The following is a 26,389-nucleotide window of genomic DNA, read 5'->3' on the forward strand; positions in this document are numbered from 1 at the left end:
GAAGCGATTCAGTGTGTATTTTTACTTTTATAATGAGATCCCGCCTTCGGAAAATATATAATAACATCTGCTATAAGTTATATTTTCAGAGTGCGGGTCAGGTAGCATCCTGATAAGTCTAATTAGTTATGTATTTTTACGCCAAGACAGCCACGAACAAACTCAGGATTAAAATGTTTTACGGATTCGCCAACATACCCCAGATCAAGTGAGCTTATTTGCGCTATTTCTTTCTCTGTCAGTGAAAAATCCCAGATAGCGAAGTTCTCTTCAATACGATGCTGATGAGTCGATTTTGGAATAACAACCACTCCCCGTTGAATATTCCAGCGTAGAATTACCTGAGAAATCGATTTTTGGTGTGCATTTGCAATACCCTGAAGCAGGCTGTTTTCAAATGGTTTATGTCTTCCACCGCCTAATGGTGCCCATGCTTCAGGCTGCACGTTGTAGTACTTCATGGTTGCCAACGCTTCTGGTTGGGCAAAATAGGGATGCAACTCAACCTGGTTGACCATTGGCTTAATTCTGACTGTTTCACAAAAGTTTGCCAGAACATGAGGATAGAAATTGGAAACCCCAATCGCTTTCAGTTTGCCCTCTTCATAGGCCTCTTCCAGTGCACGCCATGCACTGAAATAATCGCGCATTGCCTGGTGCAATAAATAGAGATCAAAGTATTCAAGTCCCGATTTTTTTAATGACGCTTCAATACCAGCTTTTGCCGTATCCTGATCAACCATGTCCTGCACCCACAGTTTAGACGTAATAAATAACTCCTCGCGGGTACAGAAACCTTCCGAAATGGCTTCACGAATAGCGTCGCCGACGGCGTCTTCATTACCATATACCGCTGCAGTGTCGATGAGTCGATAACCGGTTCGGATAGCATTCAACACTGATTGTTTACATACTTCTTTATCGGTAACCTGAAAAACACCAAATCCCATCATCGGCATTTTCAGATTGTTGCTTAATACGGAAAATTCCACTAGCAGTCCCTCCATTACGTATGAATCATCAGTCTACGTTAAAACATGACCGCAGATTAGTATGTGGATTTTGATATCACTTATGTAAAAATTTCATTAATAATAGGGGACTGTAATTTCTCTATTATGGGAAAAATGAAGCAGATACGATGAGATTGATGACAAGCACAAAATTGCCTGATGCGCTATGATTATCATGCCTACCAGAGAATCGCAATTTATTGAATCTACGCTATTTTGTAGGCTGGATAAGTTCCGGCATACACAACAAGCATTTGTCAACAATCTGAGATACTGTCAGTCGCCTGGCCTCGGACCTTTCTGTTTTTGATACACTAATAGCCTTTGTCATACGAAAAATGTACGAAATGGCGAAGGGTAAATGGAGAATGTTATGATCAGGCAGAAGATTTTGCAGCAACTCCTGGAGTGGATTGAGTGCAATCTCGGTAACCCTATCTCAATCGAAGATATCGCACAGAAATCTGGCTACAGTAGACGCAATATCCAGCTCCTGTTCAGAAACTTCATGCATGTGCCGCTGGGAGAATACATTCGCAAACGAAGACTTTGCCGGGCAGCTATTCTTGTCCGACTTACAGCGAAATCTATGCTTGATATTGCACTATCTTTGCATTTTGATTCACAGCAGTCATTCAGTCGCGAATTTAAAAAGTTGTTCGGATGCTCTCCCCGAGAATACCGGCTCCGTGATTATTGGGATCTGGAAAATATCTTCCCTCCATTTTTAGCACGCCAACATACAAAAACTGATTGCACATTAATTCATTTCCCTGAAACACGTATTTTTGGCAATTCATTTAAGTATGATACTGAAATATCGAATAAATCACCGGATGAAGAAGTCAAATTGCGGCGTCATCATTTAGCCAGGTGCATGAAGGATTTTAAGACGGATATCTATTTCGTCTCAACGTTTAAACCATCAACAAAGTCGGTCGATTTACTCACAGTTGAAACCTTTGCTGGTACGGTATGTGAATATGCTGACATGCCGAAAGAGTGGACAACGACCCGAGGACTTTATGCCTCTTTCCGTTATGAAGGAAATTGGGAACATTACTCTGACTGGGTTCGGAACATCTATCTGATAGCGTTGCCTGCCAGGGGGTTAGCCAGAGTGAACGGCAGCGATATTGAGCGCTTTTATTACAATGAAGATTTCGTAGAAAAGGATGGCAATGATGTTGTTTGCGAAATTTTTATTCCCGTTCGTCCGGTTTAGTTTGTCGCTATCTCTTATTGAGTTTTATCCTTGCCTGATACTATTTAATCAGTATCAGGCAAGGTATTCAGTGAATAATGGCGTTGAATATTTCAACACCATTATTCTTTATTAGATCGTAACTTTCATACTATTCAAATTATGGCATCTCCTCCTCGCCCTTTTCAGTCTCTGCAGCAACGGCGTTAATTGTCACCTTCACAGGCTTCATTTCGTACCCGCCATACGTCAGTGCGTTGTATGTGAACTTATAGACACCTGGCTTGCTGGTACTAAATGTACGCGTGATTTTCCCACCCGAGAAATGGTCGGCCTTCGACGGCAGGAATTTATAATCCTTCTCCGTCACTCCTTCCGGAGCCTCAATGTCGACCCACACATTCCCCCCAACAGGGTTATTTGCCGAGAACAGGGTAACCGTCATTGTTGCGGTCTGTACCCCATCCGCCACCAGAGAATCTACATTAGATGTTGCGACGAGCTCCGCGTTTTTATCATCCGCGACGAATTTAGATTCGGCAGTTTTCGTCGATACCTGACCGTCGGCCTGTTCCACTTGCGCCGTGAGTGTATATTTCGCTGCGACAGTGGTCGTGGCGGTGAAAATAGCCTGTCCTTGCTCATTAGTTTTCGCTGTGCCAGACGGATCAAGAACTAAATTTGCCGGGCTGGCAGTCAGCGTCACGTCGCTATCTTTCAACAGGTTGTTATTGGCATCAGTCACCGTAACTTTATACGTCTGTTTGGCTTTGCCATCCGCCAATGCATAGTTGCCAATCACCTCAATACCGGAGACGGTTGCGGTAGCCTTATCGGCCACAAACGTTATAGTCTGCGCATCCGAAGGCTTGTCATTTCCTGCCGACGCCGTGACCTCATACGTTCCGGCAGTCACGGAAACCACTTTCAGTTCCGCTTTACCCTCCTTGTCGGCGTTCACCATGATATTACCGTCTGCAAGCGGTTTGACGCCCCGAGGCAGATTAAAGACGACCACAGCGCCAGGAAGAAGGTTGCCGTATTGATCCTTAACCGTTGCCGTCAGCGTAAAGGCATCTTTGTCGTTTGCCACTTTTGGCGTGCTGCCATCAACCTCCAGGGTCGCCTGACCGGTACTGAAATCCGCCTTGAATTTTACCGAAACCGTCTTCTGAGTATTATTCACTGAGGCCGCGATGCTGTGTTCCCCGGCAACCGTTGACATCAGCTCAATGTCGGCTTTACCTGCCGCATCGGTTGTTACCGTATTCCCCGTCTTGCTGGTCACACCTTTCGGCAGAGTCAGCGTCACATTTTGTCCCTGCAACGGGTTACCATAGGTGTCCACAACGGTCAGGGTTACCTGGTTAGTCGACTGTCCATTTGCCAGCTGGTTATCAACCTTCACCGTCATATCACTGATCACTGCCTGGGAAGCATCGCCTGCAACATTCAGCACCAGTGGCTGAGCAACGGCATTTTGGCCGTTCACTCGCGGCATCACAGACAACTGGCCCGCGGCAGATCCCAGAGTCAAGGTCGCCACGTAGACCCCATTACTTGTTTCTGTCCAGTCTCCTGTTGAAGGTCGCTCTGTCCCCGTGCTGGCGGCACCACTAAACTGCGGGGCATCTGGCTTCAGCCCGGTGACAAGGTTCCCGTACGCATCCTTCGCGGTGAAGGTGAGTTCCGTCGTCGCTTTGACGGTCGGAGCCTCATTGTCAGCAACAAGCGTAGAGTTCGCTGATGACATCTCCCCCGCAACGACAGTCAACCGCGCAGCTCGGTGGCTGCTGGCTGACCGTTGAATAGCGGCATAACGAGAAGCTCACCTGTCTTTCCGCCTGTGGTCAGCGTAGCGACATAGGAACCATCGCCTTGCTCGGTCCAGTTGGATACAGTCGCCCCTTCAGACGCAGCACCCGTCAGGCTTGCCGACAGGGAAAGACCACTGATAGCGTTGCCATGTGCATCTTTTGCAATAAGCGTCACGGTTGTGCTTTCGCCTGCTTTTACGCGATCTGCGGCTACAGAGACTGTCGACTGGCCTGAAGATATCGCATCAGCCACCACGGTCACTTTAGCTGCATTCGCTGCCGCGTTCTGCCCATTGAGCTTCGGCATAACCTCTAATTCACCCGCCGTAGTGCCGAGAGAAATCTGCGCAGTCCAGGTCCCGTCGCCATTATCCGTCCAGCCTGAGGCCTTAGAACCTGCAGCGGCTGCGCCCGATAATGACGGTGCATCCGGATTGAGGCCAGTTACAGGGTTGTCATTAGCATCTTTTGCCGACCAGATTGCCGTAACTGTACCGCCAACCACCGGTTTATCCGGATTCAGGGCGATGGTCGAATGTGCTGCATCAAGCGGCCCGGCGACAAACTTCAGCGTTTGTTGTAATGAGCCCAACTGATACTGCTCGCTAAAGGCACGCACAACAACGTTTCCGGCACGGGTCGAAGAAACCGTAGCGCTGTAAACGCCTGGTTTTACCTCCGAAATGGTACCAATGGTGACACCATTGCTATCCTGCGGAACAAATCGCAAGCGGCTGGCCTCTCCCGTCACCGGGTTGCCATCAGTATCCACCGCAGTCAGCATCAGCGTGTGGGATTGCTGACCATCGGCAACCACGTCTCCTGAAGATTCAGTCACGCTCAGAGTAGACTTCGACACATCCATCATCGTAGCGCGCAATTCTGCAGTGACGGTTTTGCTCATACCATCAACGCTAACCGTAATCGTTGCCTCACCTGATTGCGTTCCGGTAGTAAAGACAGACTGGTACACCCCAGCTTCAGTTTCGGTGAACTCACTCAGTGTTGGCTGTGCCTGTGATTTAGTGGCCTTCAGGGTACGAGTCACAATATTTCCAGCTGGCTTGAACGTCAGCTCAGACTTGATCTGATCTTTCATACCCGTGACTGGCTGCCCCTCGGCGTCGCGCAGAGAAAGCACCAGTGGCTTTTGCTCACTACCGTTAGCAAGCATTTGGATACGGCTCTGACCGTCAAGCGTTAACGCCGTGCGCTCGGCACTCATACCTGCTCCGGTAATGACCACTTCTGTCTGCACGCGTTTTGAGGCATTGCCTTTGTTATCGTAGGCAACCGCAGAAATCGCATAATAATTGTCTTTGCCTGCCTGGTAAGCCGGGAGCGTCACTTGCCACTGATTACCCTGCCCCGTAATTTTTCCGCCTGCGGCCAGCAAAGACGGCGCTTCCCATTGAACATTTTTCAGACCGTGAGTTGCTTTACTCACCACAAGCCCCAGGGAAACCGTCTGCCCGCCCTTACCTGCAATACGCTCAGGCAGAGCAATACGGATCACTTCAGATTTGCGATACTCAAGAACGATGTTGTTATTACGCTCAACCAGGTCATAGCGGCTGCCTGCCAGTACCCGACGCTCGCGAATGCTATCCGTATCGAGTTGTTTCGCCAAAGGTTCGCCAATTCGGTAGTTAACTTCCAGGCCAAAGCGAGTGTCATTCTCACCGCTCTTGCCCTGCTTATGCCCGGCGCTCAGTGTCAGAAGAGGCACTGGTGTATAGGTCACCTCGGCAGAAATAGCATGCGGATCTTTCTGGCGCTTATCTTTACCAAACAGCCCGACTTCATCGCCATAATACTGTTCATACATCAGGCTTGCGCCAAGCTGCGGCCAGGCAGGTAAATAGCCCTCTGCGCGGATATCCCAACCATTCGCCGGGCGTTCCTGATAATCCTCAATATCCGGCGATGTTTTCCAGCCAGAAGCGCGGATATAACCATTGGCGCTCAGTTTCAGATAATCGCGCCAGTATTCCGCACCAACACCAATGCGGGTATGACTACGGGATAAATCATGGTCGATAAAGGTGTTCACCCCCGCCATCCAGTCATTTCCTGAAAAATGACGCCAGCCAAAACCAATATTTGACTGAGTACGATCGTCTGTACGATGTATTGCCCCCTGAGTGAACAACATATTTGTCGGTGTATCATAAATCGGATAAAGCATTTCCAGCGAAGAATCCTTCAGCGAGAAATCTTTATCGACATTCAGTTTGACGCGCGCAGTACCATATTTCCCGAGCCACTCCTGTATTTCCTGATTAGCTTTAGCGGTGGCCATTCCGGTAATAAAATTACGTGTCGCATCGCTATCTGGCTGACTGCTTAAAAATGTCCCGGCATTTGCGGCAAACGACGCGACATTTTTCTCCACATTATTATCAGCAGTTACCGTAGTATTTTCCATGCTCAACCGTGGCTGAACCGCATTCTGCGCACGTGCCGCCATTACTGGCGTAAAGGTGACTGCAAGTGGAAAAAGAACCTGAACAGAGATATTTGCCCACGCCACGCAGCGGGCCAGAACTGAATAACGAAATCGTGGTTGTTTATGACCTGTTTTATAACGTGACATTGAGATAATTTCCTGATGAACGAATTAACGAACATAGGCAGACACAAATAATGGCGTCTGCTTGTCAGAAAAACCGGGGATTTCCCGGTTTCCTTTTCCGCAGAAAAGGAAATACCTTTATGTAAGAAAGTACACCGCCACCTAATATATCCAGTGCCTGTAGCCACTCATCAGGTGGTTGGGCGCGGGATTATATTTTTATTTATGGGTGAAAATTTAGCTTTTTGTGCAAGTCATTAAATAGATACCTAAGTTATATTTCTTACTCTGCGGACAGTGAATAATTCGTTATTCAGAGTGAATAATAATGACCTGTCTTTAATTTACCACGATTGGCAATACGTCGAAGTAGGTATATACGCCAGGATAAACCAATATATTTTTTATGGATATTCATTTTCCTTCATCGGACTGTAAATTCCGGGGATATCGAACTTGCACTGCTCATCTCAACACTCAAACAGATTTATGAATTTCGTTCATAACCCCTGACAAATCCTGCCGTCTAATCGAGCTCTTCCCTTTAGGTTATGCTTCTCATGAACGATAACGGAAGGATAACACCATGCAAAAAGTAAAACTGAACAACGGTATTGAAATGCCCCTGCTGGGCTTTGGTGTATTTCAGATGACCGATGCCGCCGAATGCGAAAGAGCGGTCATTGACGCTATTAACACCGGTTATCGACTGATTGACACCGCCGCCTCCTATCAAAATGAAACCCAGGTCGGGAACGCACTGAAACAAAGCGGCATTGCGCGTAACGAGCTCTTTGTCACCACCAAACTCTGGTTGCAGGATACCAGTTACGAAGGGGCCAAAGCCCAGTTCGAACGCTCTCTGAATCGACTGCAACTTGATTACGTTGACCTGTATTTGATTCATCAGCCTTACGGTGATGTCCACGGTGCCTGGCGCGCCATGGAAGAACTGCAACAGGCAGGCAAGATCCGCGCTATTGGCGTCAGTAACTTCCATCCTGACCGACTGGCTGACCTTATCGCCTTTAATAACGTCGTTCCGGCGGTAAACCAGATTGAAGTTAACCCCTTCAACCAGCAATTACAGGCCGTTCCGTGGATGCAAAGTCGTGGTATTCAGCCAGAAGCCTGGGCACCGTTTGCGGAAGGGAAAAATGGTCTGTTCCAGCATCCTGTTCTCACGGCAATTGGCGAGAAGTATGGCAAAAGCGTGGGCCAGGTTGTTCTGCGCTGGATCTACCAACGAGGCATTGTTTCACTGGCAAAATCAGTGCGAAAAGAACGCATAGAAGAGAACATCAACATTCTCGATTTTGAACTCAGCCCTGAAGATATGCTGCAAATTACCGCCCTGGATACCGCAACCAGTGCGTTCTTCTCTCACCGCGATCCCGCAATGGTGGAATGGCTGACTGGCCGCAAACTTGATGTTTAAGCCGCGATAAAAGAGGTATTCATTCAATGCAAAAACGTTATCTGGGTAAATCCGGACTCGAAGTCTCCGCCCTTGGGCTCGGTTGCATGGGCTTAAGCCACGGCTACGGCCCGGCGACCGATACCCGTCAGGCTATCGAACTTATTCGTGCTGCGGTTGAACGTGGCGTCACCTTCTTCGATACCGCCGAAGTGTATGGTCCGTATCTGAATGAAGAAGTGGTCGGCGAAGCCTTAAAACCGTTTCGTGACCGTGTGATGATTGCCACTAAATTCGGTTTTACCTTCGGCGATGATAATAAGCAGCAGATTTTAAACAGCCGCCCGGAGCATATCCGTGAAGCCGTTGAAGGCTCATTACGCCGCCTTAAGACAGATGTTATTGACCTTCTGTATCAACACCGTGTTGATCCGGATGTTCCTATTGAAGATGTTGCAGGAACGGTGAAAGACCTAATTGCAGAAGGTAAGGTCAAACATTTCGGCCTGTCTGAAGCGGGAGCACAAACCATTCGTCGTGCACATGCGGTACAACCTGTCACCGCCCTGCAAAGCGAATATTCCATGTGGTGGCGTGAGCCTGAACAGGAAATTCTGCCGTTGCTGGAGGAACTGGGAATTGGTTTTGTCCCCTTCAGCCCACTAGGTAAAGGTTTCCTGACAGGGGCGATTAAGCCGGGAACCACTTTCGGCAAAGATGATTACCGCAGCACCGTACCGCGTTTCGCGACACAAGCCATTGAAGCCAATGAAAAACTGGTCACCTTGTTAGGTGAACTGGCTGCGGAGAAAGGGGTAACGTCTGCACAAATCGCACTGGCATGGCTGTTAGCACAAAAGCCGTGGATTGTTCCCATCCCTGGCACCACTAAACTGCACCGGCTGGAAGAAAACCTGGGTGCCGTCGACATTGTTCTTTCGCGCAATGATACGCAGCAGATAACCGAGGCACTGGAAACAATTAAAATCGTCGGTGAACGTTACTCGCCTGAGCACCAGGCACGCGTAGGCCGTTAATGCCCAAACGGGTCCACAACAAAATGTGGACCCGTTACTCTGAATAGCGAAGTGCATCAATCAGCAGCGCAAAAGCAGGCGGATGCTGCTTGCGGCTGGGGTAGTAAAGGTAATATCCGGGAAAAGTTGGACACCGCTCCTGCAACACCTGAATAAGCTTGCCTGACTTTACATACTTCTGAACCATGTCTTCAGGGAAAGCGATCCCAAACCCTGATAACGCGGCATCAATTCTTACTGGCAATGGGCTACACGTCAGTTGCCCCTCAACCTTGACGCGAAGTGGTTTCCCTTCTCGCTCGAACTCCCAGTGGTAAAGCCCACCGGCGGTTGGCAAACGCATATTGATGCAGCGATGATTTTGTAGCTCGTGAGGCGTTTCAGGTAAGGCGTTAGCGGCAAAATACTCCGGTGCCCCCACCACGGCCATCCACATATCTGGTCCAATCCGCACTGCAATCATATCCTTATCCACACTTTTCAATGCGCACTCATGAAGGGCGTTCATAGATACAATTATTTTAGCCACATTACTGACAATTATGATAATTGATAATCTGTATGTATCGAAAATAAAGATTAATTATCATGAGGTTTACCATGAAAATACTCGTTGCAGGAGCAACAGGATGCATCGGTATTCATGTAGTAAATACCGCTATTGCAATGGGTCATCAGCCCGTGGATCTGGTCAGTACCCTGAGCAACGACGCCGCTAAAAATAAAACATTCGAACTGGTCGCAGAACGAGGAGAAGCGCAGCAGGATCTGCCCCCTCTGTTTGCAAACCTGCAGAGTGATAATCCTCAAAAAAACGATGGGGTTTTCGATATAGACAATATGCCTCTGCATGAAGAACCTGAATGTATTATTAATGACCTGAATCTGCACACCAAGGTTAACTAATTTTAAAATATGACAATTTTATCATATAGCGGTCAGTATTATGACAGCTTTAATCTGTACAATTATCAGGAAAGAGACGTTCTCTCCTATATTAATTCATTTTCAAACATATAACTTAGATTAGGTATTAGTTATGAAAACACTACTTGTTACTACATTAGTCATGGGCTTTATTTCGGTGAATGTTGCATTTGCAGCGCAAGAAATTAATCATACAGATGGCAAAGAAAAGATTGGTGTAATCTCAGCCAGCAATGCCTTGACGCTTGATGAGTTATCGAATGCGCTTTCTCGTAAGGCTGATGAGCAAGGAGCAACGTCGTTCAAAATCCTGTCTACCACGGGGAATAACAAACTGCACGGAGTTGCTGAAATCTATAAGTAAATAGTAAATGATGTGCCATGGACTGTTTATCATGAGCATCGGTTCCATGGCTTGTCCTTACGACGAAAATGCAGTCTCAGCAGATTGTAAACACGGTACATTTCTAAGTGTGAATAGCACAATTATGCGGGGATCATACAAGGAGAGCAGCGTAATCCTCAGGGCCAATCTCAGCGTAAACTATGGATCACTTGTGTGCGATTAGTAATAATTGATGTAATACATCTTTCCAAATTTGTGATACAGTTCAAAAAATTGGTTGACCAAACTCGTTATCTATATAAGAGGCGCTTATGAGGTGCGCTCTTTTTTAAAGCGAGGAAATACCAATGAAAGAGAATAAGATACAAGAAATCAGTAATAAGCTGATTAATATTGTTGTTTTGGTTGCAGTTGTAGAATATGCTTATTTATTCCTCCATTACTATTAATTACATCTAAAAACAATTCCCTTAGGTGATATTTAAAATATGTATCCTCCACCTACTTTGTAAGAGTTATGCCAGGGGGGAAGGATATTCGTACGGTTTCGAAGGGAAGTTTAAAGAAACCGTATTTGTGCCGCACTAAAAGAGATTGCGCATTGAGTCAGCATTTTAGTTACCCAATGCGCATGTTGGTTTACCAAATTGTTACTTTGGCTGCGTGATAAATAATCAGCCGGTAAAGCAAGGCTCACCCACATTCTCAATGCGTTCATACCGATCAGCGGGTAGTGACATAAATCAGCAGTTCGGCTACTGAATAGTGCCGTCACCAACGATAGCCAACAACATCTCTCACTTCCGGCACGTTCAGTTAGCTGCGGGAATCCCACATATCCAGACTGTCAGATTGTGAAGCGAAAAGGACGGCTATATGTCATTTGCAAATCTAATCCCCGCTTTAAGGCTGTTCAGAGGCGCAAGAAAAAGCGTTAACTCTGAGTTTGAAGGTTCAACGACACCAGGCTGGCTGCATAATCATGCCTGATTAACGCTGGTGTATTCAGTACGCCAGCATTAACTTTCCTGCAAACGTATCTTCTTACTCATTAATGGCTTGCTACCTGCTGATGCTGTGTATGAGCCGCATCAACCGCTTTTTGATACCATTTTTTAGCCAGTTGTGGATTTTTCTCTACGCCCAATCCCAAAGAATAAATATCACCTAAAGCCACAAAACTGGGAGCAGTGATATGATCCATTCTGCTGATATGTTTAAGATAAAGGTTTATCGCTTTTTGATAATCGCGTTTTACGCCATTACCTTGTTCATAAAGTTTAGCCAGACGATACTGCGCTGTAATATCATTATTTTTATCGCCTTTCTTATAATATTTCGCCGCTTTATTATAATCCTGAGGAACGCCTAATCCTCTTTCATAAATAATCCCAAGATAACGTGCAGCTTTCATTTCTCCCGCCAAGTCAGCTTGCTCAAAAAGGCTTAAGGCTTTTGCATAATCAAACGGTACGCCATATCCATTAAGATATAAAATCCCTAAATCCAGTTTCGCGCGGGGGTTTCCGCTGGCTGCTGATTTCGTCAACCATTTAAAAGACTCAGTATAATTCACCGTTTGATTGTAGTTTCCATTCAGGTATGCTTCCCCCAATCTGGCTTGCGCTTCTGCATCTCCCTGAGCAGAGCGCGTTATTATTTCATCAAAATTCATTTTTGGTGGAGTATCTGCATATACAGATGCAGAAAAAAATAGAATTACAAATAATAACGCCTTCATTCTGTCTCTCGGTAAAAATGACTGCCAACACGATACCTGATGACAGTCTGGCCTACACTTTATTGTTTGCGTTGGTTAAATAACCATTCACGAACTGGTTCTATGCTGTAAGCAATACGCCATGTGTTACGATGCCCGCTGGCACCTTCTCGCGAAGAGTATTCATCAAATACACTGTCTTTTATAAAAACGGTATAACGGATATTACTTTGTTCTTCAAACAATGTGTCGGCAGCAAATCGATATTGTTCAGGGTCCCATTGACCATTCCATGCTGCACGAGAAACTTTTCCCCCAAACTGCTCAAGACGTTCAGTAATCGCGTTGAAGCTAGGAAAAGCCCCTGCATCATCTTCTGAGGCCATAAACCACAATTTGTTTTTAGCTATTGGAGCAACCTGTTCCGCATCCCATTTTCCTGCAACCAGGTAACTCGCTGTGAAAAAGTCAGGATATTTGATATTCATAGCGATGGCCAGCATACATCCCCCTGACTGACCAGTAACATAAATACGTTCAGGATCTATTTTATATTCTTTCATCAAAGACTGAACAAGATTTATTGTTGTATCAAGCAATGTAGATGTACGCCAGTCATCATCAGCAATGATTTCATTATACTGAGGAGCTAAAACATAGCAGGGACGTTTCAGTTGTTCTTCCGGTTCTGCCCAAATTACTGCACCTAGCCCCTGAAACAGAGTCGTTGTTATTTGTGCACTGGTAGCCCCTGCATCATGCATAAAAAGAACCAATGGTAATGCTTTATTTTGTTCTTCAGGAATAAAGAAATTATATTCTAGTATTTTTCCGCTTTCATTGTCTTTATATTTACCATATCTAAAACTATCAACCACCAGATTTGAAACGGCGTTAGTTTCCAGCGTGGTATTTTGTGTAATCACAGTTGTAGATGCATCTTTATATCTAATAGTTTGGTTTAGTTTTTCTCCTGCAACCCAGGAGGGTTTACCTTGCCCTTGTTTGGGAACTGCTTTTTGTATTGTTGGGTCCGTTATAGTTTCTTGCCATTCATTTTGTGGTTTGCTGTGGTCCAGTTCAAGAATCGCGTACTTACCTGATTTTGCCTCAACCAAAGCTGTTGACTGACTGATAAACACTTTATTGATATGATAATTTTTTACGCTAAACTCTGTTGACGAAAGTTCTTCCTTATTTATAGGCTTTTCAAATTCTACAGCTATCGCAATAAGTCGAACTCCGTCACCAAAAACTTGTGTAATAGCTGTAGCCTTTATTGCCTTGTTGTTTGTGTTTGCGAATACAATGCGAGGCATTGAAACAACTAAAGCACCCGCAACACTTTTAATTAAAAACTCTCTGCGCGTCGGCATAAATGCCCTCTTTACTTTTGATAAAAATTAAATAAATATCAGCATGATACCAGGACTATATTTTTTCAACTTTATCATTCGTGCTTGTATTTAACTTATCTTCAGTGCTAACTCTGTACCTCGTTTTATCGGCAATGTTATAGAAATAAAACCATTCTGTGGATCACGAACATAAGATAAAAAATCCGGTTCTGCGTTATCATTTAATATATATCCTCCTACTCGTAACTGTGGCGCAACGATCTCAGTAACCTTACGAGCGAGGCTTGGGCCATCCGCAAGAGGGAAACCATCAATAAGAATAAAATCGACAGGACCACCGAGATCTTTCAGCGTTTCTCTCGCATCACCGACACGAATATCAACAAAAGACGTAAGACCTGCCTCTGCCAGATTTCGAGACGCGACTTCAGCCTTTTCCCGTACCATTTCAGAACCAATCACCAGTCCGCCACCATTATCTTTCATCGCAGCGGCAAAATAGAGCGCTGACATACCTACAGAAGTTGCAAAGTCCACAACGCGAGTGGCTTTCATTGCCCGGCACAGTAAGTAGATAAGTTCCCCCTGTTCTGGGGCTATGGAAAAGCCATAACTGGAAAATTTTTCAGGATCAAGTGCCGGAGCTTCGCGAAACAGTTCCTGCGGGGGATGTTTGCGTTCATTATTCATGCGTTCCAGAACACGTATAACCTGGGGATCACGAATGGGGCAGATACTATTATTTAATCGACTCATAAATAAGGACCTGTATTTTATGAAGTGATGTTACCTGGTTGTTTTCATACACCATGTTATGATCATTGCTTATGTTGTTGGTATAGTGATACCATTTTTGGTACTGGTCAAGTACCAAAAATGAATGCAGGAGTAAATATTTTGAAGAACAAGAGCGAAGTGAGGACACAGGTGCGACGGGGAAGACCTAAAAGTGCGGGGCTTGATGAGCGTAAGAAAGCGATAGTTATTGGCGCGTATAGTGCCTTCATTGAGCTTGGTTTTGCCCAAACCTCAACCACAGAAATTGCTCGTCGGGCAAAAGTATCAAAAAGAACAATTTATGAGGTATTCAGTAATAAGAAGGAAATTTTTTCTGAAGTAATTAAAGAATATAAAGCCCTGTTCCTCGATCTCCCAAGACCGGAAAACGAGATGCTCCCCATTAATGAAACTCTGTTTCGTATATTCCGATTAGATATAAGTCAAGAAGAAGCTAAAGAGAGAGAAGCACTCTTAAAATTAATGACACGTGAATCAATTCTCTTTCCAGAGCTTTCAGACTATTTATATGCCACTAAAACGCTTCGCTCAAGAGAACTGTTAATCGAATGGCTGGATCTTCAGCAATCTCAAGGGCGTATTGCTGTTAAAAATACGGGTAATTGTGCTGGAATGCTAATGGATATTGTTTTTGGCGCATTGCTTCCTCGTCGATGGGTTTTGGATGTTAACGAAGATCAGACATTAACACCTGAAGGTCGTCAGCAACAACTTGAGGAAATAAAAGAGCGTATCGAAACTGTTATACAAGGGATTGAAGTGGTCAACAAAAACTAGCCACGATTATGCGGGATACTTACACAACATCATAATCCCCAAAATTGAGTCCATTCCGTTTAGGGAGATATACAAAAATGATAGCAAGCGCATGCCTGGTATGACTAAAATACGCCATGAATCTGAATCGTTTTTGCTATTTGCTCCTCCTTTTAACGGCTGCCAGCAGTGTGTTACTGGCGGAGCCGTTTGCTGCGTGGGTTACATGCGTAAACCTGCTCACCCTGGTAATTTATGGTACTGATAAGCTGGCTGCACGTAGAGGCTGGCGCAGAGTGCCAGAAGCTACTCTGCTGGTGTTTGGCTTTGTCGGAGGTTGGGTTGGTGCAATTATTGGTCAACAGGTCTTTCGACATAAAACACAGAAACAGCCATTCAGAACCTACTTCGCAATCAGCGTCGTATTGAACGTGATGATCCTGTCAGTTGTGATATATGGATTGTATCAACCATAAAACCCGGTATCCGCTCCGGGAGTTACAGGCAGTAGCTCCATGTTATTTCACCGGCGCTTTACTCATGCACTTATTTGGATCCTTACGACCAGGAAACACTAGAGGATAATTTCCTGTCATTATCTGAAGCGTTTTGAGTATTGTAATTGCCTGAATTGAAAGCGGAACAATATGTGGTCGCCTCATTTTCATCCGTTGCCCAGGGATCTCCCATATCGCTTTATCGAGGTTGAATTCGCTCCAGAGCGCCGCTCTCCACTCTCCGGTTCGAACACCTGTAATAATCAACAATCTCGCCACCAAAACAACCAGCGGACTACCTGTGTAACCAGATAACGCATTAAAGAAAATACGGTTGATAATGGAAGATAAGGAACGGGCAGTGAGCTGTAGTATGTGCGGGGTCAATTGACTTAGATAGACTTGGGAAGAGTTTGAAATGGTGCCGATAATAGGAGTCGAACCTACGACCTTCGCATTACGAATTATAAGAATCCGCTTCTAATTCAAAGCATTACCACATCAACACTGCGCTCACACGTCCCACCACATCAAAACATGTAAAGCCTTGCAAGCCATTGTGAGGCCTTATGTGTCCCAGTTTTGTCTCATCAGCCACACCAAGTATCGATCAATTGAGACTTGGATGATAGACTTCGTGTCTTTTGGAACTCATTGGTTAAATAAATGTTAGAGTTGTTTGTAAAGTACACATCTATAGGTGTGCTGAACACACTTATACACTGGGTTATTTTTGGTGTATGTATCTATGCCGCGCATACCAGTCAGGCCCTGGCAAACTTCACAGGTTTCGTAGTGGCTGTGAGCTTTAGCTTCTTCGCGAATGCAAGATTCACATTCAAAGCATCGACTACAGCGATGCGCTACATGTTATACGTGGGATTCATGGGAATATTGAGTGTGATTGTTGGTTGGGCAGCTGATAAATGCTCACTTCCTCCAATAGTCACTCTTATCACCTTCTCCGCCATCAGTCTGGTGTGCGGTTTCGTCTATTCAAAGTTCATTGTCTTTAGGGATGCGAAATGAAAATATCTCTTGTCGTTCCTGTCTTCAATGAAGAAGAAGCGATACCTGTTTTCTATAAAACGGTACGTGAATTCCAAGAGTTGAAGCCATATGAAGTAGAAATTGTATTCATAAATGACGGAAGTAAAGATGCCACAGAGTCAATTATTAACGCGCTGGCTGTTTCAGACCCGCTAGTTGTTCCGCTGTCATTTACACGCAACTTTGGTAAAGAACCAGCCTTATTTGCAGGGTTAGACCATGCAAGCGGCGATGCTGTAATTCCTATTGATGTCGATCTGCAAGACCCTATTGAGGTTATCCCTCATCTTATTGAAAAGTGGCAGGCTGGTGCTGACATGGTGCTTGCTAAACGTTCAGACCGCTCAACTGATGGACGACTGAAACGTAAGACAGCTGAGTGGTTCTATAAATTACACAACAAAATAAGCACCCCAAAGATCGAGGAAAATGTCGGAGATTTTCGACTCATGTCTCGTGAGGTTGTGGAGAACATTAAACTGTTGCCTGAGCGCAATCTTTTCATGAAAGGCATACTGAGCTGGGTGGGTGGTCAGACGGATGTCGTTGAATATGTACGAGCAGAGCGCGTTGCTGGCATATCAAAATTTAATGGCTGGAAATTATGGAATCTGGCACTGGAAGGTATCACAAGTTTTTCAACCTTTCCTCTTCGCGTATGGACTTATATAGGCTTGTTTGTTGCAAGCATTTCATTTTTATATGGTGCATGGATGATTATAGACACTCTTATCTTTGGTAACCCAGTACGCGGGTATCCCTCCCTTCTTGTATCAATACTTTTCTTGGGTGGAGTGCAGTTGATCGGGATTGGTGTTCTCGGTGAATATATAGGCAGAATCTATATTGAAGTAAAAAATAGACCCAAATACATCATAAAAAAATCTCATCGAGGTAACCCATGATTAAAATTAATTTATTTAAAAATGCAAATCTCCTTGCCTTCATATCATGTTTTGCAATATCAATTTATTGTTATTGGGGGTGGTTGTACGATGGAACACTTAATATTGATGGCGAGTTCACAAATAATTTTTATCAAACAATCACGCTTGGACGGTGGTTTCACACTTTTTTGCGACATTATTTTCTCCCTGAGCCTTTTTCACTTTATATAACACCATTAATAGCCTTATCTTTTATCATCATTTCAGCATTTATAATCTGCAGATCGCTAAAGCTAGAATCTTATGAATTATTGATAGGTATGTTAGTATTTATTACCTTCCCTCAGATCTCCTATCAATTAGAGTTTCTTAACCAAGCTGATACTGTGGGAATTGCTTTTCTACTGGCAGCGATATCAGCAATTATTTTTCACTCGCAAAAAAATAGGATTGTGATATTTTCTGGTATAGTACTGTCCATTCTTTCAATGGCAATCTACCAAACATTCGTAACATATATTATTGCATTCGTCATTGGGTTGCAGATAAATTCGATAATACGAAATGAGAAAAATATTCGTGAGTCTTTTTATAGTTCATGTTTATCTCTATCCCTCATAGCTTTATCTACCTTAATTTACCTGCTATTAACCAAAGCTATCAAGCATTATTTTTCGCTTGAATCGAACGAGTACATCTCAAATTATATACAAAATGCAAGCGATATTAAATGGCTTGTTAAATCAGCCATAGATAATATATATAATTTCTATAACAATCCTCCCACTGGTTTAAACCTATACAAGTGGTTACTAATTCCTTTATTAATTCTGATATTTACCCTAACATATAAATTAAAAACAAGATCAATTTATTTGATTTCATCAATCATTTTCATTTATATACTTCCGGTTATATTTATCGTTGTTATTGGCTCAGGGGCACCACCTCGCCTGTTTGTTTTAATGCCAATAGTAGCAGTAATTTTGTTTTCTTGCTTAAGCAATTTTCGCTCTATAAAATACCTAAACTGCATGTTTTTTTTATTTATTATATTTAATGGCGTTTCAATATCCAAAAATCTATTTTTGAATGATACTCTCGCAAGACAGAAAGATATCTCTTTAGCTAAAGAAATATCATACACATCTCAAACAAAAGGCATTTCCCTTAACGGAAAAAAAAATATATATACATGGTTCAAACGACTCAGGAAACATGCTCTCCATGAGCGCAGACACTTTTGGTAAATCTTTTTTTTGGTGGGATGGTGGCAACTATTTTAGGATGGTTGCATTTATGAATTACTATGGAATCTGTAATTGCAAACCAGCAAATAAAGAACAAATAGAGAAGATTTATCCAATTGTGAAGAGTTTACCTTCCTGGCCGAATCCAGATTCGATAACTGAAATAAATGGTTTGGTGATAATAAAACTATCAGAGAAAAAAGGGTGGCTTCCATTTAATATTTAGCTTTGATAGATTTATTTATTATTAAAGAGCGCCTCCCTTTTTCAAGCTCAAAATAATACACACATCAATGGATGCAATCACAAATAGACGGAGGGGCTGAATGCCCCTTTCAATGCCTTACACTCAAATATCTATATACAATCACACTAACCGTTTCTAATATTAGTCAATTAAAGAATTAGCAATACCATTTACAAGCGCTTACCCAAACTTAACACTGAGAATTGAAGTTTAACCGCCTAATTACATAACACTAGCGACTCTGCTTTTGGGAGGCATGGGTCACTCAGGCCAAATAACATCCGACGGTTTCACGATGAACTACGGCAAAAGAATATCAGAGCCCTCATTCCTCCCCGAAAGGGAGCGGGCTCTGGTCTGGTGAGTATGCAGATCGTACAGGCTATGGCCATGGTGCGAGAGTGGCAGCTATGCCAGAAAGAGTGTGTATTGCCTGAGACTCTAACCTGATGCAGAGACGATTGTCTTGAACCTGATTTATTCAACAAAGCCGCTGGCAGGATGTTACGAAAGTTATCGCGACCACAGGCTGATTTGAAATCAATACTATCGGTGGTACTGCGGAAGTAAATGCCTAAATAGTGCGACTTTGAAAAATAATAAATTAATATTGAAGTCGTTGATTAAAATCATAAACTTTCAGGCATTCATATTTACAATGAGTGTTTGAAAACCACACAAAACTGGAGATCCTACTTTAAATGTATAATAACAAAATCGACAGCAACAGAAAAATAAGACATGATTGGGTTGATGCTTTAAAATTTCTCGGTATTTTTGCTATATATTTAGGTCACCTTGGTTTGGGGGCTGGCAAATTGTATCCTTTTGTTTTTAGTTATCACGTCCCACTATTCTTTTTCGCTGCTGGTTTTTTTACTATCAAAAAAAATGACTTATCTATTTTCGATTATATCAAGTCAAAGTTTTACAGATTAATGATTCCATATTTCACTTTTGCATTTACTATATTAATAATAAACACAATTAACTCAGGTGAGACGATTGATTATATATATAGCCACATTTATGATATAATATATGGTGTTAGAAACAACCAATTTGTAGGAACAATATGGTTTATAAACTGCCTTTTTGTTATAATAGCAATTGATGCAATCTTTAAAGAAATAGTCAAGAACAATATAGTGGTTTTAATCATATCACTATTATCGTTCATGTTGTCACAAACAGTGCTCAATCATAACCCATTACTAGATCCTCAATGGTTTTGGAACATAGACTCCGCTATGGCATACTGGTGGTTATTGCCTCTCGGTAGATGTATGTTTTTAGAATTAACACGTGACAGGTTTTTTGGAAAATCTAAAATTGGTTTCATTGTCTTCTCAATTACCGCGATAATGAGTGCGTATCAACTCCTTAACCAGAAACCTTTGCTTTTTAAGATTATCTCAATATTCAATGCAGACATAATATCAAGTAGTTATATTCAAGCTATTAATACTATTATCACCACGGTAGGCTTGATAATCTTTAATATTTTTATAGCAAAAATAATTTGTGGGAATGACTTTATTGTAAGAGCTGGAAGAAATACTCTTAACATATGTGGAATGGAGTATATCACCAAATTATTTATCCCTATGGCTTTAGCAATCATAGGCTTCAGCGTGACCATTCCAAATCCTATCTGCGCAATCATATATACCTGTATTTGTGTATATGTATCAGATAAAATTGGCCATTGGCTATCGAGGACAGTCGGTGGGCCATTTTTGATAAAATGATAAAAAGGCGCAATTAATTGCGCCTTTTTATAGATATATAGCGCATATTTATGCTCAGATTATACTGTTAAAATTAATGCGCAAATGTTACGGGTTTTTCTTTCCTGGCAACTGAAGAGAATGTTCGAAGTGCAAACACAAAATTACCCCTTCACTGAACAGATATTCAGCCGGCCAACACATGAGATAGAAATACACCAGATGAATTAAAATATCATATACTTATTAATCAAAGAAATAAAAGCATGAACAGTAGGTGGTGACGCTGATAAACTGGCTATAAAAAGCCTGGAAGGTGATGAGCTATCGCAATATAATTTATTGGTAAATTATTTGAAGTCGATTGATAACACCAGTGCTCAAAAGCCCCCCGGTAATCATAAGTAGCTAATATCTAGTACAGTTTCGATATCTATTATCGTTACTGCGTCGATATAGTCTAAATAGCTGCACCTAATTCTGTCACACTTATCGTTTACTGATGGGTGATGTGTTGCGTATGGGCAACAAAACTCAAGCCAGATATAACACAACCTAGCTGAGAACACCGTCCTGATGCCTCGCCCTGCAAGGGCTGAGCGATAAGTGGAGCACTTTTCTGCGCAGCTATTTAGTACAGTATTGAGTCATATTGTTTATGTATGAGTTAAGTTTCGTAATATCAATTAAATAAAATAAGTTGAAATCATTGTAGAAGTGAGCATTATACCCAGGCTATCTGGACCTACTGAAAAATGCGTATTATTCCAACAATCACCCTAGATTAACAAGTCTATTTATTTGGATGCATAGGCCACTCGGGTTTTACTACATTAACACGCATAAGCAGCACCCGATATTTTTTCCATGCCAGTAACAGTTTCGTTTCATCATCTGTTGCCATATCTAAATCAACCGCATCCTGAAGCGGCGCTATTACATTCGTTGCCTCTGCTATCAGTGCAGATTTCTTTTCATTATTTATTAAGGCTAATTGTTCTGGTGTTGGAGAAGGACGGTCAACAATGACAGGGTGACCGTTCTCACCACAGGTAATCATTTTTGTTACACTCTGTGAATTAATCAGTGTTTTCCACTCTGATTCCGAGATTTCCACTGCATCATCAGGAATATTGGTGCCGTGAAATTCAGTCGAATAAAATCCGTTTGTCGATGCAGAATAAAAATATGACATTTCGTTAATATCCCATTGCAATGTAATACGCATCAGCAGATGAACCATATCCTGAACCGGGCGACACCGTAATATTAAATCCAGTGTTCTGGACACTTGTCGCCGATACAGTCGGCTGCCCTGCCGCGCCAGTAACGTTCAATGTAACTACGACAGCAATGACTCTTGAGAACGTCATCGGAAACCTCATCCCGTATGTTGAAGATACATTCGGGGCACCATTCAACTGACCGCACTGTAAAATTAATCCAGACGGAAATTTTTGCGCAGCAGCCGTTACGGTATTAATTGACGCGAACAGGCTCATATCAGGTATCTGATTCGCCCCTGTACCTACATTCCTTTTAGCCGCTTCTCCCAAACCAAGGTTTGCGAGAGCCGTTGGTACCGTGCCATCCGATTTGATATCGCCAAACGGATTCTTGCGGCTTAACAGCAGCGCACGAAGCGCGGTAAGCAGCTGGTCATACCGTCCCTTCTCCAGGCTGGCACCGGATGCCTCCACCACGCCACAAAGCTCTTCCTGCAACATGTCAAAGTAGTCATCATCCAGATCGGTGGCAGGCGTGCCGGTCTGGGGGTTACCACGGGTAAAACCGTTCTTACCCGCGCCGAACTTATCCTTCTGCGCGGTTTTCGTGTCTATACGATGCATGGATTACTCCGGATATTTAAAAATCACATAGGTATGCGACGGGCAGAGTTTGTTAAGAACACACTCGACAACGGTGTCCCCCCAGAAGCGCAGCGCGGAATCACAGGGATCACCACATGTCATCCAGGTGGTGTTGGTGGCGGCTGGCATGTTGACCTGCCAGTAATACCGCCATTCAGGCGCGTTCACAGCGTCAGTACAGGCCGATGAGCAGGTGAACGTGCTTTTGTCGTATCGCGTGATGGTAGCATCTGGTCTGCCCAGGGCAGCAAGCTGTGCAAGATAAAAATTCTCGTTGATGCCGCCCGCCAGGTTAACCTTCGCATCCAGCCGTTGCTGACGCTGGCGAAGGGGCTGCGTTCCCGCCGGAATACATTCATCCGGCAGACCGCACAGACGCTCCCAGCGGTTTATCAGTTCAGTGGTGGTGCGTGGATCCAGCTCCCGCATCAGGGCATCCGCACGCTGATGAACGCGGGTTAATGACGGTGCCGCACCGGCAATCGACGGATCGCTGGCTGACCACGCCGGACCGGGGGGCAACAGTGCCGACAACAGACGGATGTAATCATCGTTTGTCACATCCATGAAATCGTCCCCAGTACCGCCAGTTCATTTTTTGCAATGGTGATATTGTCTGCCGGTGCAAGCAACTGATGGCTGTATTCCCCGTTCGCACCGGAAATCGCCTCACTGATACGCGATACCTTCAGTTCTCCCTGCGGATAACCATCACGCAGCAGGAACGAACGCAACTCGGCGGTGATGGCAGCCCGTATTTCTGGTGTATCCGGCGTCACACGGATATGAAAATCCACCGTATGCGCCACCGGCCTGAACACATACAAATCAGAGCCTGCCACCGGGGCCAGTGGCTCGATATGTTGCCTTGCCGCCGTTTCCGTTGATTCTTCCGGAATGGGATTAATCAGGTCGCTGCTGGCAATCATCACACCGACAGTCCCCGTTCCCATCCAGTGTCGGTATGTCCATGCGCGGGTAATGCCGGGAACTTCTTTAGCCCAGACGACATAGTCCCCGTCAGCCCCGCCCTGCGGCGTCCAGTAATACCGCTCAATGACGCGGGCGCGCCACGTTTCCAGCTCTTCAGTATCAAATCCACCTGTCAGGGTGTCTGACACGCCGGAAGACGGCAGACCATTCACCGGGGAGACCAGGATTAATGCCGTACCGTCGTCAGCGTTACCGACCGCACCTGCACTTGAGCAGGCGATCGGCACACGCAGGACACCACCGGAGCTGGTTGCATCGGCAGTTGCCGTGTACTGAACCAGGTCATCGCGCTGAATAACACTCCCGGCGGTCACCTTCAGGCCATCGCTGACACCTTCCCAGCGCATATACCCGCTGGCAGCCGTGGCCCCCTTGCGCGGACACCGTTTCATCGCAGCATGTCGCGCCAGCCAGGACTCATCGCACAGGTCAGGCAGCATGTTCATTGCCAGATAATCGATGTAACCGTAAACCGTATGCAGCGCCGCCGCATACACCTTTGCCCGCACGTCTTCATCCATGCGCCGGAGCGTGTCGCTGACGTCCAGCCTGGCGAATAAATCGTTACGGAGCATACTGATATTTTCTGCCAGCGTCGGGCGCTGAAATTCACTGTCCGCCATGCGTTATCGCACTCCACAGATCATCAAAAGAAACCATTATCGGTCCGTCACGACGCCAGAGGGTGACACTGTTACCCAGCTCATTAATCCCGGTGCGGCGGATATCCAGATCAATACGGGACACCACGCCGTCATCAATCATCCATTGCAGGCATTCGCGGATATACCCCCTTACCGTCTGCACCAGCTGATTGGTCAGTTTGCTGCGCTGAAGCAGCCACAGTCGGGAGCCGTAACGGTCATTCTGTACCGCAGGCCAGGTATCCCCCCACCATCCCATCGGGACGTCGGCATTGTCATCAGGCTCCGCCCGCCGCCAGGTAAACAGGGAAATCACCACAGCGCGGGTCAGTGGATCCAGCGGTGCGCTGGCGCAGGTGCGTTTACCGTTCACCGTCAGCCACAGTTCCATCATGCCTCCATCGCTTTATCAGGTTTGTCGGTGTTACTGCCCTGACCGTTCTCTCTGTGACGATGCCCGTTATAGGCAAGCCGCATCGCTGACATGGTGGTGCCGCCGGAGTCGCACAGGTCTTTCACCTGTCCGGTCACTTCCAGGTCCATTTCAAAACGTGCTTTAGGCGCATTGCGAAACGTAATCGTTTTACCTGCACCGTCCACCACGATCCCCGCCCGGGTCAGCGTCACGGACTGCCCCTGATCGTCATAGACAGCCACCTCCCCCGTCTGCAGCCCTTTCAGGCGGTAGCGCCGGTCCGACACCGTAACAACCACCGCATGAGAACGGTCGCCATCCGGAAACAACACCACCGCTTCCGCACCGCTGTTTGCCCTTGCGGTAAAACCGTAGGGTTCAAGATGTTCAATCCCGGCTTTGGGTTCACCGGCAATCAGGGACACATCCACGGTCTGACATTTCGTGGCGGCACTGATGCTTTTCACCACGGCCCGCCCAATCAGGCCGAGGAGTTGTCGCTGCATGGCTTCAATCGTCCTCATCAGAACGGATCCTCCTGTACTCTGGCTTTTTTCTTTTTCCGCGCGCCGGGGGCTTCGGGTTCAGGCAGATAAGCATCAGGTGGGCCGACACGGATTTCCGTCAGGGTGCCGTTCTGGTCCTGAGTAAACGTGACTTCCGAGACAAGCAGTTCGGTATTGTCGAAACCACAGACCGGATCGAAGACAATCACCCGCTGGTTGGGCTGCCACAGCGTACCGTTACCCTGTCGCCAGCCCTGCACCACATAGGTGGTTTCATCCGTCCGCGCCGCCCGTTGTCGGGCTTCAAAGTCAGCACGCGCAATACAGCCTGCCCCCGTGGCCTGCCCTGTCTGCCTGATATACATCGGACGGTAACGGGCAATAAATGCGTCCTCTGTACGGGCCCGCAGCGCGGTGGTGGTGGCCTCACCGAAATCATCGTCGTTTCCGGCACGCAGCCCCGCCACCTGGTAAACTGAAAACCGCTCCCGGATACTCTTCTCCGTATCACAGGAAAGGATGTTTTCCCCGAGTACCAGCGCGGTATGTGCCCGCGTTGAGCCAATACCGCCAATCACCAGCCTGCCGTGCGGGTCGTCATAAGCCAGCGCCTGCTGCTGACCGAGTATTTTGTTGATTACCTCGATCACCGTTTCACCGTGATCAGGCTGGACATCAGGAATAACACCCGACGGCGCACCGTTGTTCACCACCTCAATGCCGAAAGGCGCAGCAAGTGCCTGCGCAATCTGTACCAGCGATCGTCCGTTAAACTGTGTCGGTTCGGCTGCACAGTCAATCAGGTCAGCGGTCAGACTGCGTCCGGCAATACCAGTGCTGACCGAACGGTGCAGCGCCGGGTGGCATGGATAAACCCGGAAGAGAGTAAATCAAACCGCGCTATTGGCGTTGCGCTAAACGATACTGCATGTCGAGTATTGAAAAAACAAATCGGGAATCATCACCGTTGGGTATTTGTGTACAAGGAAAGCTGTACCAAACCAGACGGAACGAAAGCGCCAACAGTCAGGAAGATGCGGTATGACGCAAACACAGCCTGGAAAGCGGCGCTGAGACGAGCTGGTATTGATGATTTCAGACTTCACGACTTGAGACACACCTGGGCAAGTTGGTTGGTTCAAGCCGGAGTCCCATTGTCAGTGTTACAGGAAATGGGAGGCTGGGAGTCTATCGAAATGGTTCGTCGATATGCTCACCTTGCACCTAATCACCTTACCGAACACGCACGGCAAATAGACTCGATCCTGAACCCATCGGTCCCAAATTTGTCCCAGTCAAAAAATAAGGAAGGTACTAATGATGTGTAACTT

General features: G+C 45.4%; 20 protein-coding genes and 9 pseudogenes. 15 read left to right on the top strand and 14 right to left on the bottom strand.

What is annotated here, in order from left to right; all coding sequences use genetic code 11:
* Nucleotides 1–122: 122 nt before the first annotated feature.
* Entirely contained in the window at nucleotides 123–992 is an 870-nt protein-coding gene (locus AACU94_RS16400; RefSeq protein ID WP_135489783.1) for an aldo/keto reductase, read from the bottom strand.
* A gap of 394 nt (nucleotides 993–1,386) precedes the next feature.
* Between AACU94_RS16400 and AACU94_RS16405 the strand changes: the two genes are divergently transcribed.
* Nucleotides 1,387–2,238 (top strand): helix-turn-helix domain-containing protein, encoded by an 852-nt coding sequence (locus AACU94_RS16405; protein ID WP_135489786.1) that lies wholly within the window; start codon nucleotides 1,387–1,389, stop codon nucleotides 2,236–2,238.
* A 139-nt stretch (nucleotides 2,239–2,377) separates the two neighbouring features.
* On the opposite strand, the pseudogene fdeC reads toward AACU94_RS16405, so the two are convergent.
* Nucleotides 2,378–6,630 (bottom strand): annotated as a pseudogene (gene fdeC, locus AACU94_RS16410) (inverse autotransporter adhesin FdeC).
* A gap of 565 nt (nucleotides 6,631–7,195) precedes the next feature.
* Between fdeC and AACU94_RS16415 the strand changes: the two are divergent.
* Entirely contained in the window at nucleotides 7,196–8,047 is an 852-nt protein-coding gene (locus AACU94_RS16415) for an aldo/keto reductase (RefSeq protein WP_135489788.1), read from the top strand.
* A gap of 26 nt (nucleotides 8,048–8,073) precedes the next feature.
* Nucleotides 8,074–9,063 (top strand): aldo/keto reductase, encoded by a 990-nt coding sequence (locus AACU94_RS16420; RefSeq protein ID WP_135489790.1) that lies wholly within the window; start codon nucleotides 8,074–8,076, stop codon nucleotides 9,061–9,063.
* A 34-nt stretch (nucleotides 9,064–9,097) separates the two neighbouring features.
* On the opposite strand, the pseudogene AACU94_RS16425 reads toward AACU94_RS16420, so the two are convergent.
* A pseudogene (locus AACU94_RS16425) lies at nucleotides 9,098–9,544 on the bottom strand (LysR substrate-binding domain-containing protein); the annotation flags it as partial.
* 206 nt (nucleotides 9,545–9,750) lie between these two features.
* Here AACU94_RS16425 and AACU94_RS16430 point away from each other — a divergent pair.
* The 4 genes and pseudogenes from AACU94_RS16430 to rpmJ all read left to right on the top strand — a co-directional run.
* Nucleotides 9,751–9,969 (top strand): annotated as a pseudogene (locus tag AACU94_RS16430) (SDR family oxidoreductase); the annotation flags it as partial.
* Between the two features lie 133 nt (nucleotides 9,970–10,102).
* Complete coding sequence (locus AACU94_RS16435; RefSeq protein ID WP_130210792.1) at nucleotides 10,103–10,354, top strand: YdgH/BhsA/McbA family protein; 252 nt, start codon at nucleotides 10,103–10,105, stop codon at nucleotides 10,352–10,354.
* A 329-nt stretch (nucleotides 10,355–10,683) separates the two neighbouring features.
* Nucleotides 10,684–10,785, top strand: coding sequence for a small membrane protein YkgR (gene ykgR, locus AACU94_RS16440; protein WP_064530486.1), 102 nt, complete (start codon nucleotides 10,684–10,686; stop codon nucleotides 10,783–10,785).
* 387 nt (nucleotides 10,786–11,172) lie between these two features.
* Nucleotides 11,173–11,274: pseudogene (gene rpmJ, locus AACU94_RS16445) on the top strand (50S ribosomal protein L36); the annotation flags it as partial.
* A 113-nt stretch (nucleotides 11,275–11,387) separates the two neighbouring features.
* Here rpmJ and AACU94_RS16450 read toward each other — a convergent pair.
* From AACU94_RS16450 to AACU94_RS16460, 3 genes are all read right to left on the bottom strand, one after another.
* A complete protein-coding gene (locus tag AACU94_RS16450) occupies nucleotides 11,388–12,077 on the bottom strand; it encodes a tetratricopeptide repeat protein (protein ID WP_130224183.1) in 690 nt (229 codons plus the stop codon).
* A 59-nt stretch (nucleotides 12,078–12,136) separates the two neighbouring features.
* Nucleotides 12,137–13,432, bottom strand: a complete 1,296-nt coding sequence (locus AACU94_RS16455) for a PHB depolymerase family esterase (protein WP_135489792.1) — start codon at nucleotides 13,430–13,432, stop codon at nucleotides 12,137–12,139.
* Nucleotides 13,433–13,522: 90 nt separating this feature from the next.
* Nucleotides 13,523–14,104, bottom strand: coding sequence for an O-methyltransferase (locus AACU94_RS16460; protein ID WP_240726494.1), 582 nt, complete (start codon nucleotides 14,102–14,104; stop codon nucleotides 13,523–13,525).
* Between the two features lie 186 nt (nucleotides 14,105–14,290).
* Here AACU94_RS16460 and AACU94_RS16465 point away from each other — a divergent pair, with 186 nt between their 5' ends.
* Together AACU94_RS16465 and AACU94_RS16470 are read left to right on the top strand one after the other, a co-directional pair.
* Entirely contained in the window at nucleotides 14,291–14,989 is a 699-nt protein-coding gene (locus AACU94_RS16465) for a TetR/AcrR family transcriptional regulator (protein WP_135489793.1), read from the top strand.
* A 116-nt stretch (nucleotides 14,990–15,105) separates the two neighbouring features.
* On the top strand, nucleotides 15,106–15,444 hold the full coding sequence (locus AACU94_RS16470) for a DUF1294 domain-containing protein (protein WP_135384950.1): 339 nt from the start codon (nucleotides 15,106–15,108) through the stop codon (nucleotides 15,442–15,444).
* 48 nt (nucleotides 15,445–15,492) lie between these two features.
* Here the strand turns inward: AACU94_RS16470 and AACU94_RS16475 are convergent.
* Nucleotides 15,493–15,841 (bottom strand): annotated as a pseudogene (locus AACU94_RS16475) (tyrosine-type recombinase/integrase); the annotation flags it as partial.
* Nucleotides 15,842–16,131: 290 nt separating this feature from the next.
* Between AACU94_RS16475 and AACU94_RS16480 the strand changes: the two are divergent.
* The 5 genes and pseudogenes from AACU94_RS16480 (at nucleotide 16,132) to AACU94_RS16500 (ending at nucleotide 20,650) form a co-directional block, all read left to right on the top strand.
* Nucleotides 16,132–16,494 carry a GtrA family protein gene (locus AACU94_RS16480; protein ID WP_135384951.1) on the top strand — a complete coding sequence of 121 codons (363 nt, stop codon included), beginning with the start codon at nucleotides 16,132–16,134 and terminating at the stop codon, nucleotides 16,492–16,494.
* A complete protein-coding gene (locus AACU94_RS16485; RefSeq protein WP_135489795.1) occupies nucleotides 16,491–17,420 on the top strand; it encodes a glycosyltransferase family 2 protein in 930 nt (309 codons plus the stop codon). Before AACU94_RS16480 ends, AACU94_RS16485 begins: the two co-directional genes overlap by 4 nt.
* Nucleotides 17,417–18,878, top strand: a pseudogene (gtrII, locus tag AACU94_RS16490) (glucosyltransferase GtrII). Before AACU94_RS16485 ends, gtrII begins: the two are co-directional and overlap by 4 nt.
* A 303-nt stretch (nucleotides 18,879–19,181) precedes the next feature.
* Nucleotides 19,182–19,276, top strand: a pseudogene (locus AACU94_RS16495) (IS5/IS1182 family transposase); the annotation flags it as partial.
* 324 nt (nucleotides 19,277–19,600) lie between these two features.
* Entirely contained in the window at nucleotides 19,601–20,650 is a 1,050-nt protein-coding gene (locus tag AACU94_RS16500) for an acyltransferase family protein (protein WP_135489797.1), read from the top strand.
* Between the two features lie 772 nt (nucleotides 20,651–21,422).
* Here AACU94_RS16500 and AACU94_RS16505 read toward each other — a convergent pair.
* The 7 genes and pseudogenes from AACU94_RS16505 to AACU94_RS16535 form a co-directional block, all read right to left on the bottom strand.
* On the bottom strand, nucleotides 21,423–21,857 hold the full coding sequence (locus tag AACU94_RS16505) for a tail fiber assembly protein (RefSeq protein ID WP_032144283.1): 435 nt from the start codon (nucleotides 21,855–21,857) through the stop codon (nucleotides 21,423–21,425).
* Nucleotides 21,829–22,479 (bottom strand): gp53-like domain-containing protein, encoded by a 651-nt coding sequence (locus AACU94_RS16510; protein ID WP_135489799.1) that lies wholly within the window; start codon nucleotides 22,477–22,479, stop codon nucleotides 21,829–21,831. The genes AACU94_RS16505 and AACU94_RS16510 overlap by 29 nt, the downstream gene beginning before the upstream one ends.
* 3 nt (nucleotides 22,480–22,482) lie before the next feature.
* Nucleotides 22,483–23,067, bottom strand: a complete 585-nt coding sequence (locus AACU94_RS16515; RefSeq protein WP_135489801.1) for a YmfQ family protein — start codon at nucleotides 23,065–23,067, stop codon at nucleotides 22,483–22,485.
* Nucleotides 23,058–24,116 (bottom strand): baseplate J/gp47 family protein, encoded by a 1,059-nt coding sequence (locus AACU94_RS16520; RefSeq protein ID WP_135489803.1) that lies wholly within the window; start codon nucleotides 24,114–24,116, stop codon nucleotides 23,058–23,060. Before AACU94_RS16520 ends, AACU94_RS16515 begins: the two co-directional genes overlap by 10 nt.
* Nucleotides 24,103–24,528 carry a phage GP46 family protein gene (locus AACU94_RS16525; RefSeq protein ID WP_135489824.1) on the bottom strand — a complete coding sequence of 142 codons (426 nt, stop codon included), beginning with the start codon at nucleotides 24,526–24,528 and terminating at the stop codon, nucleotides 24,103–24,105. Before AACU94_RS16525 ends, AACU94_RS16520 begins: the two co-directional genes overlap by 14 nt.
* Nucleotides 24,528–25,076 (bottom strand): phage baseplate assembly protein V, encoded by a 549-nt coding sequence (locus AACU94_RS16530; protein WP_135489805.1) that lies wholly within the window; start codon nucleotides 25,074–25,076, stop codon nucleotides 24,528–24,530. The genes AACU94_RS16525 and AACU94_RS16530 overlap by 1 nt, the downstream gene beginning before the upstream one ends.
* A pseudogene (locus tag AACU94_RS16535) lies at nucleotides 25,076–25,906 on the bottom strand (phage baseplate assembly protein); the annotation flags it as partial. The gene AACU94_RS16530 and the pseudogene AACU94_RS16535, both read right to left, overlap by 1 nt.
* On the opposite strand from AACU94_RS16535, the pseudogene AACU94_RS16540 reads away from it, so the two are divergent.
* A pseudogene (locus tag AACU94_RS16540) lies at nucleotides 25,907–26,386 on the top strand (tyrosine-type recombinase/integrase); the annotation flags it as partial. It lies immediately after the preceding pseudogene.
* Between the last annotated feature and the right edge of the window lie 3 nt (nucleotides 26,387–26,389).

The sequence above is a fragment of the Escherichia sp. E4702 genome (assembly GCF_963883545.1).
Lineage (GTDB): Bacteria > Pseudomonadota > Gammaproteobacteria > Enterobacterales > Enterobacteriaceae > Escherichia.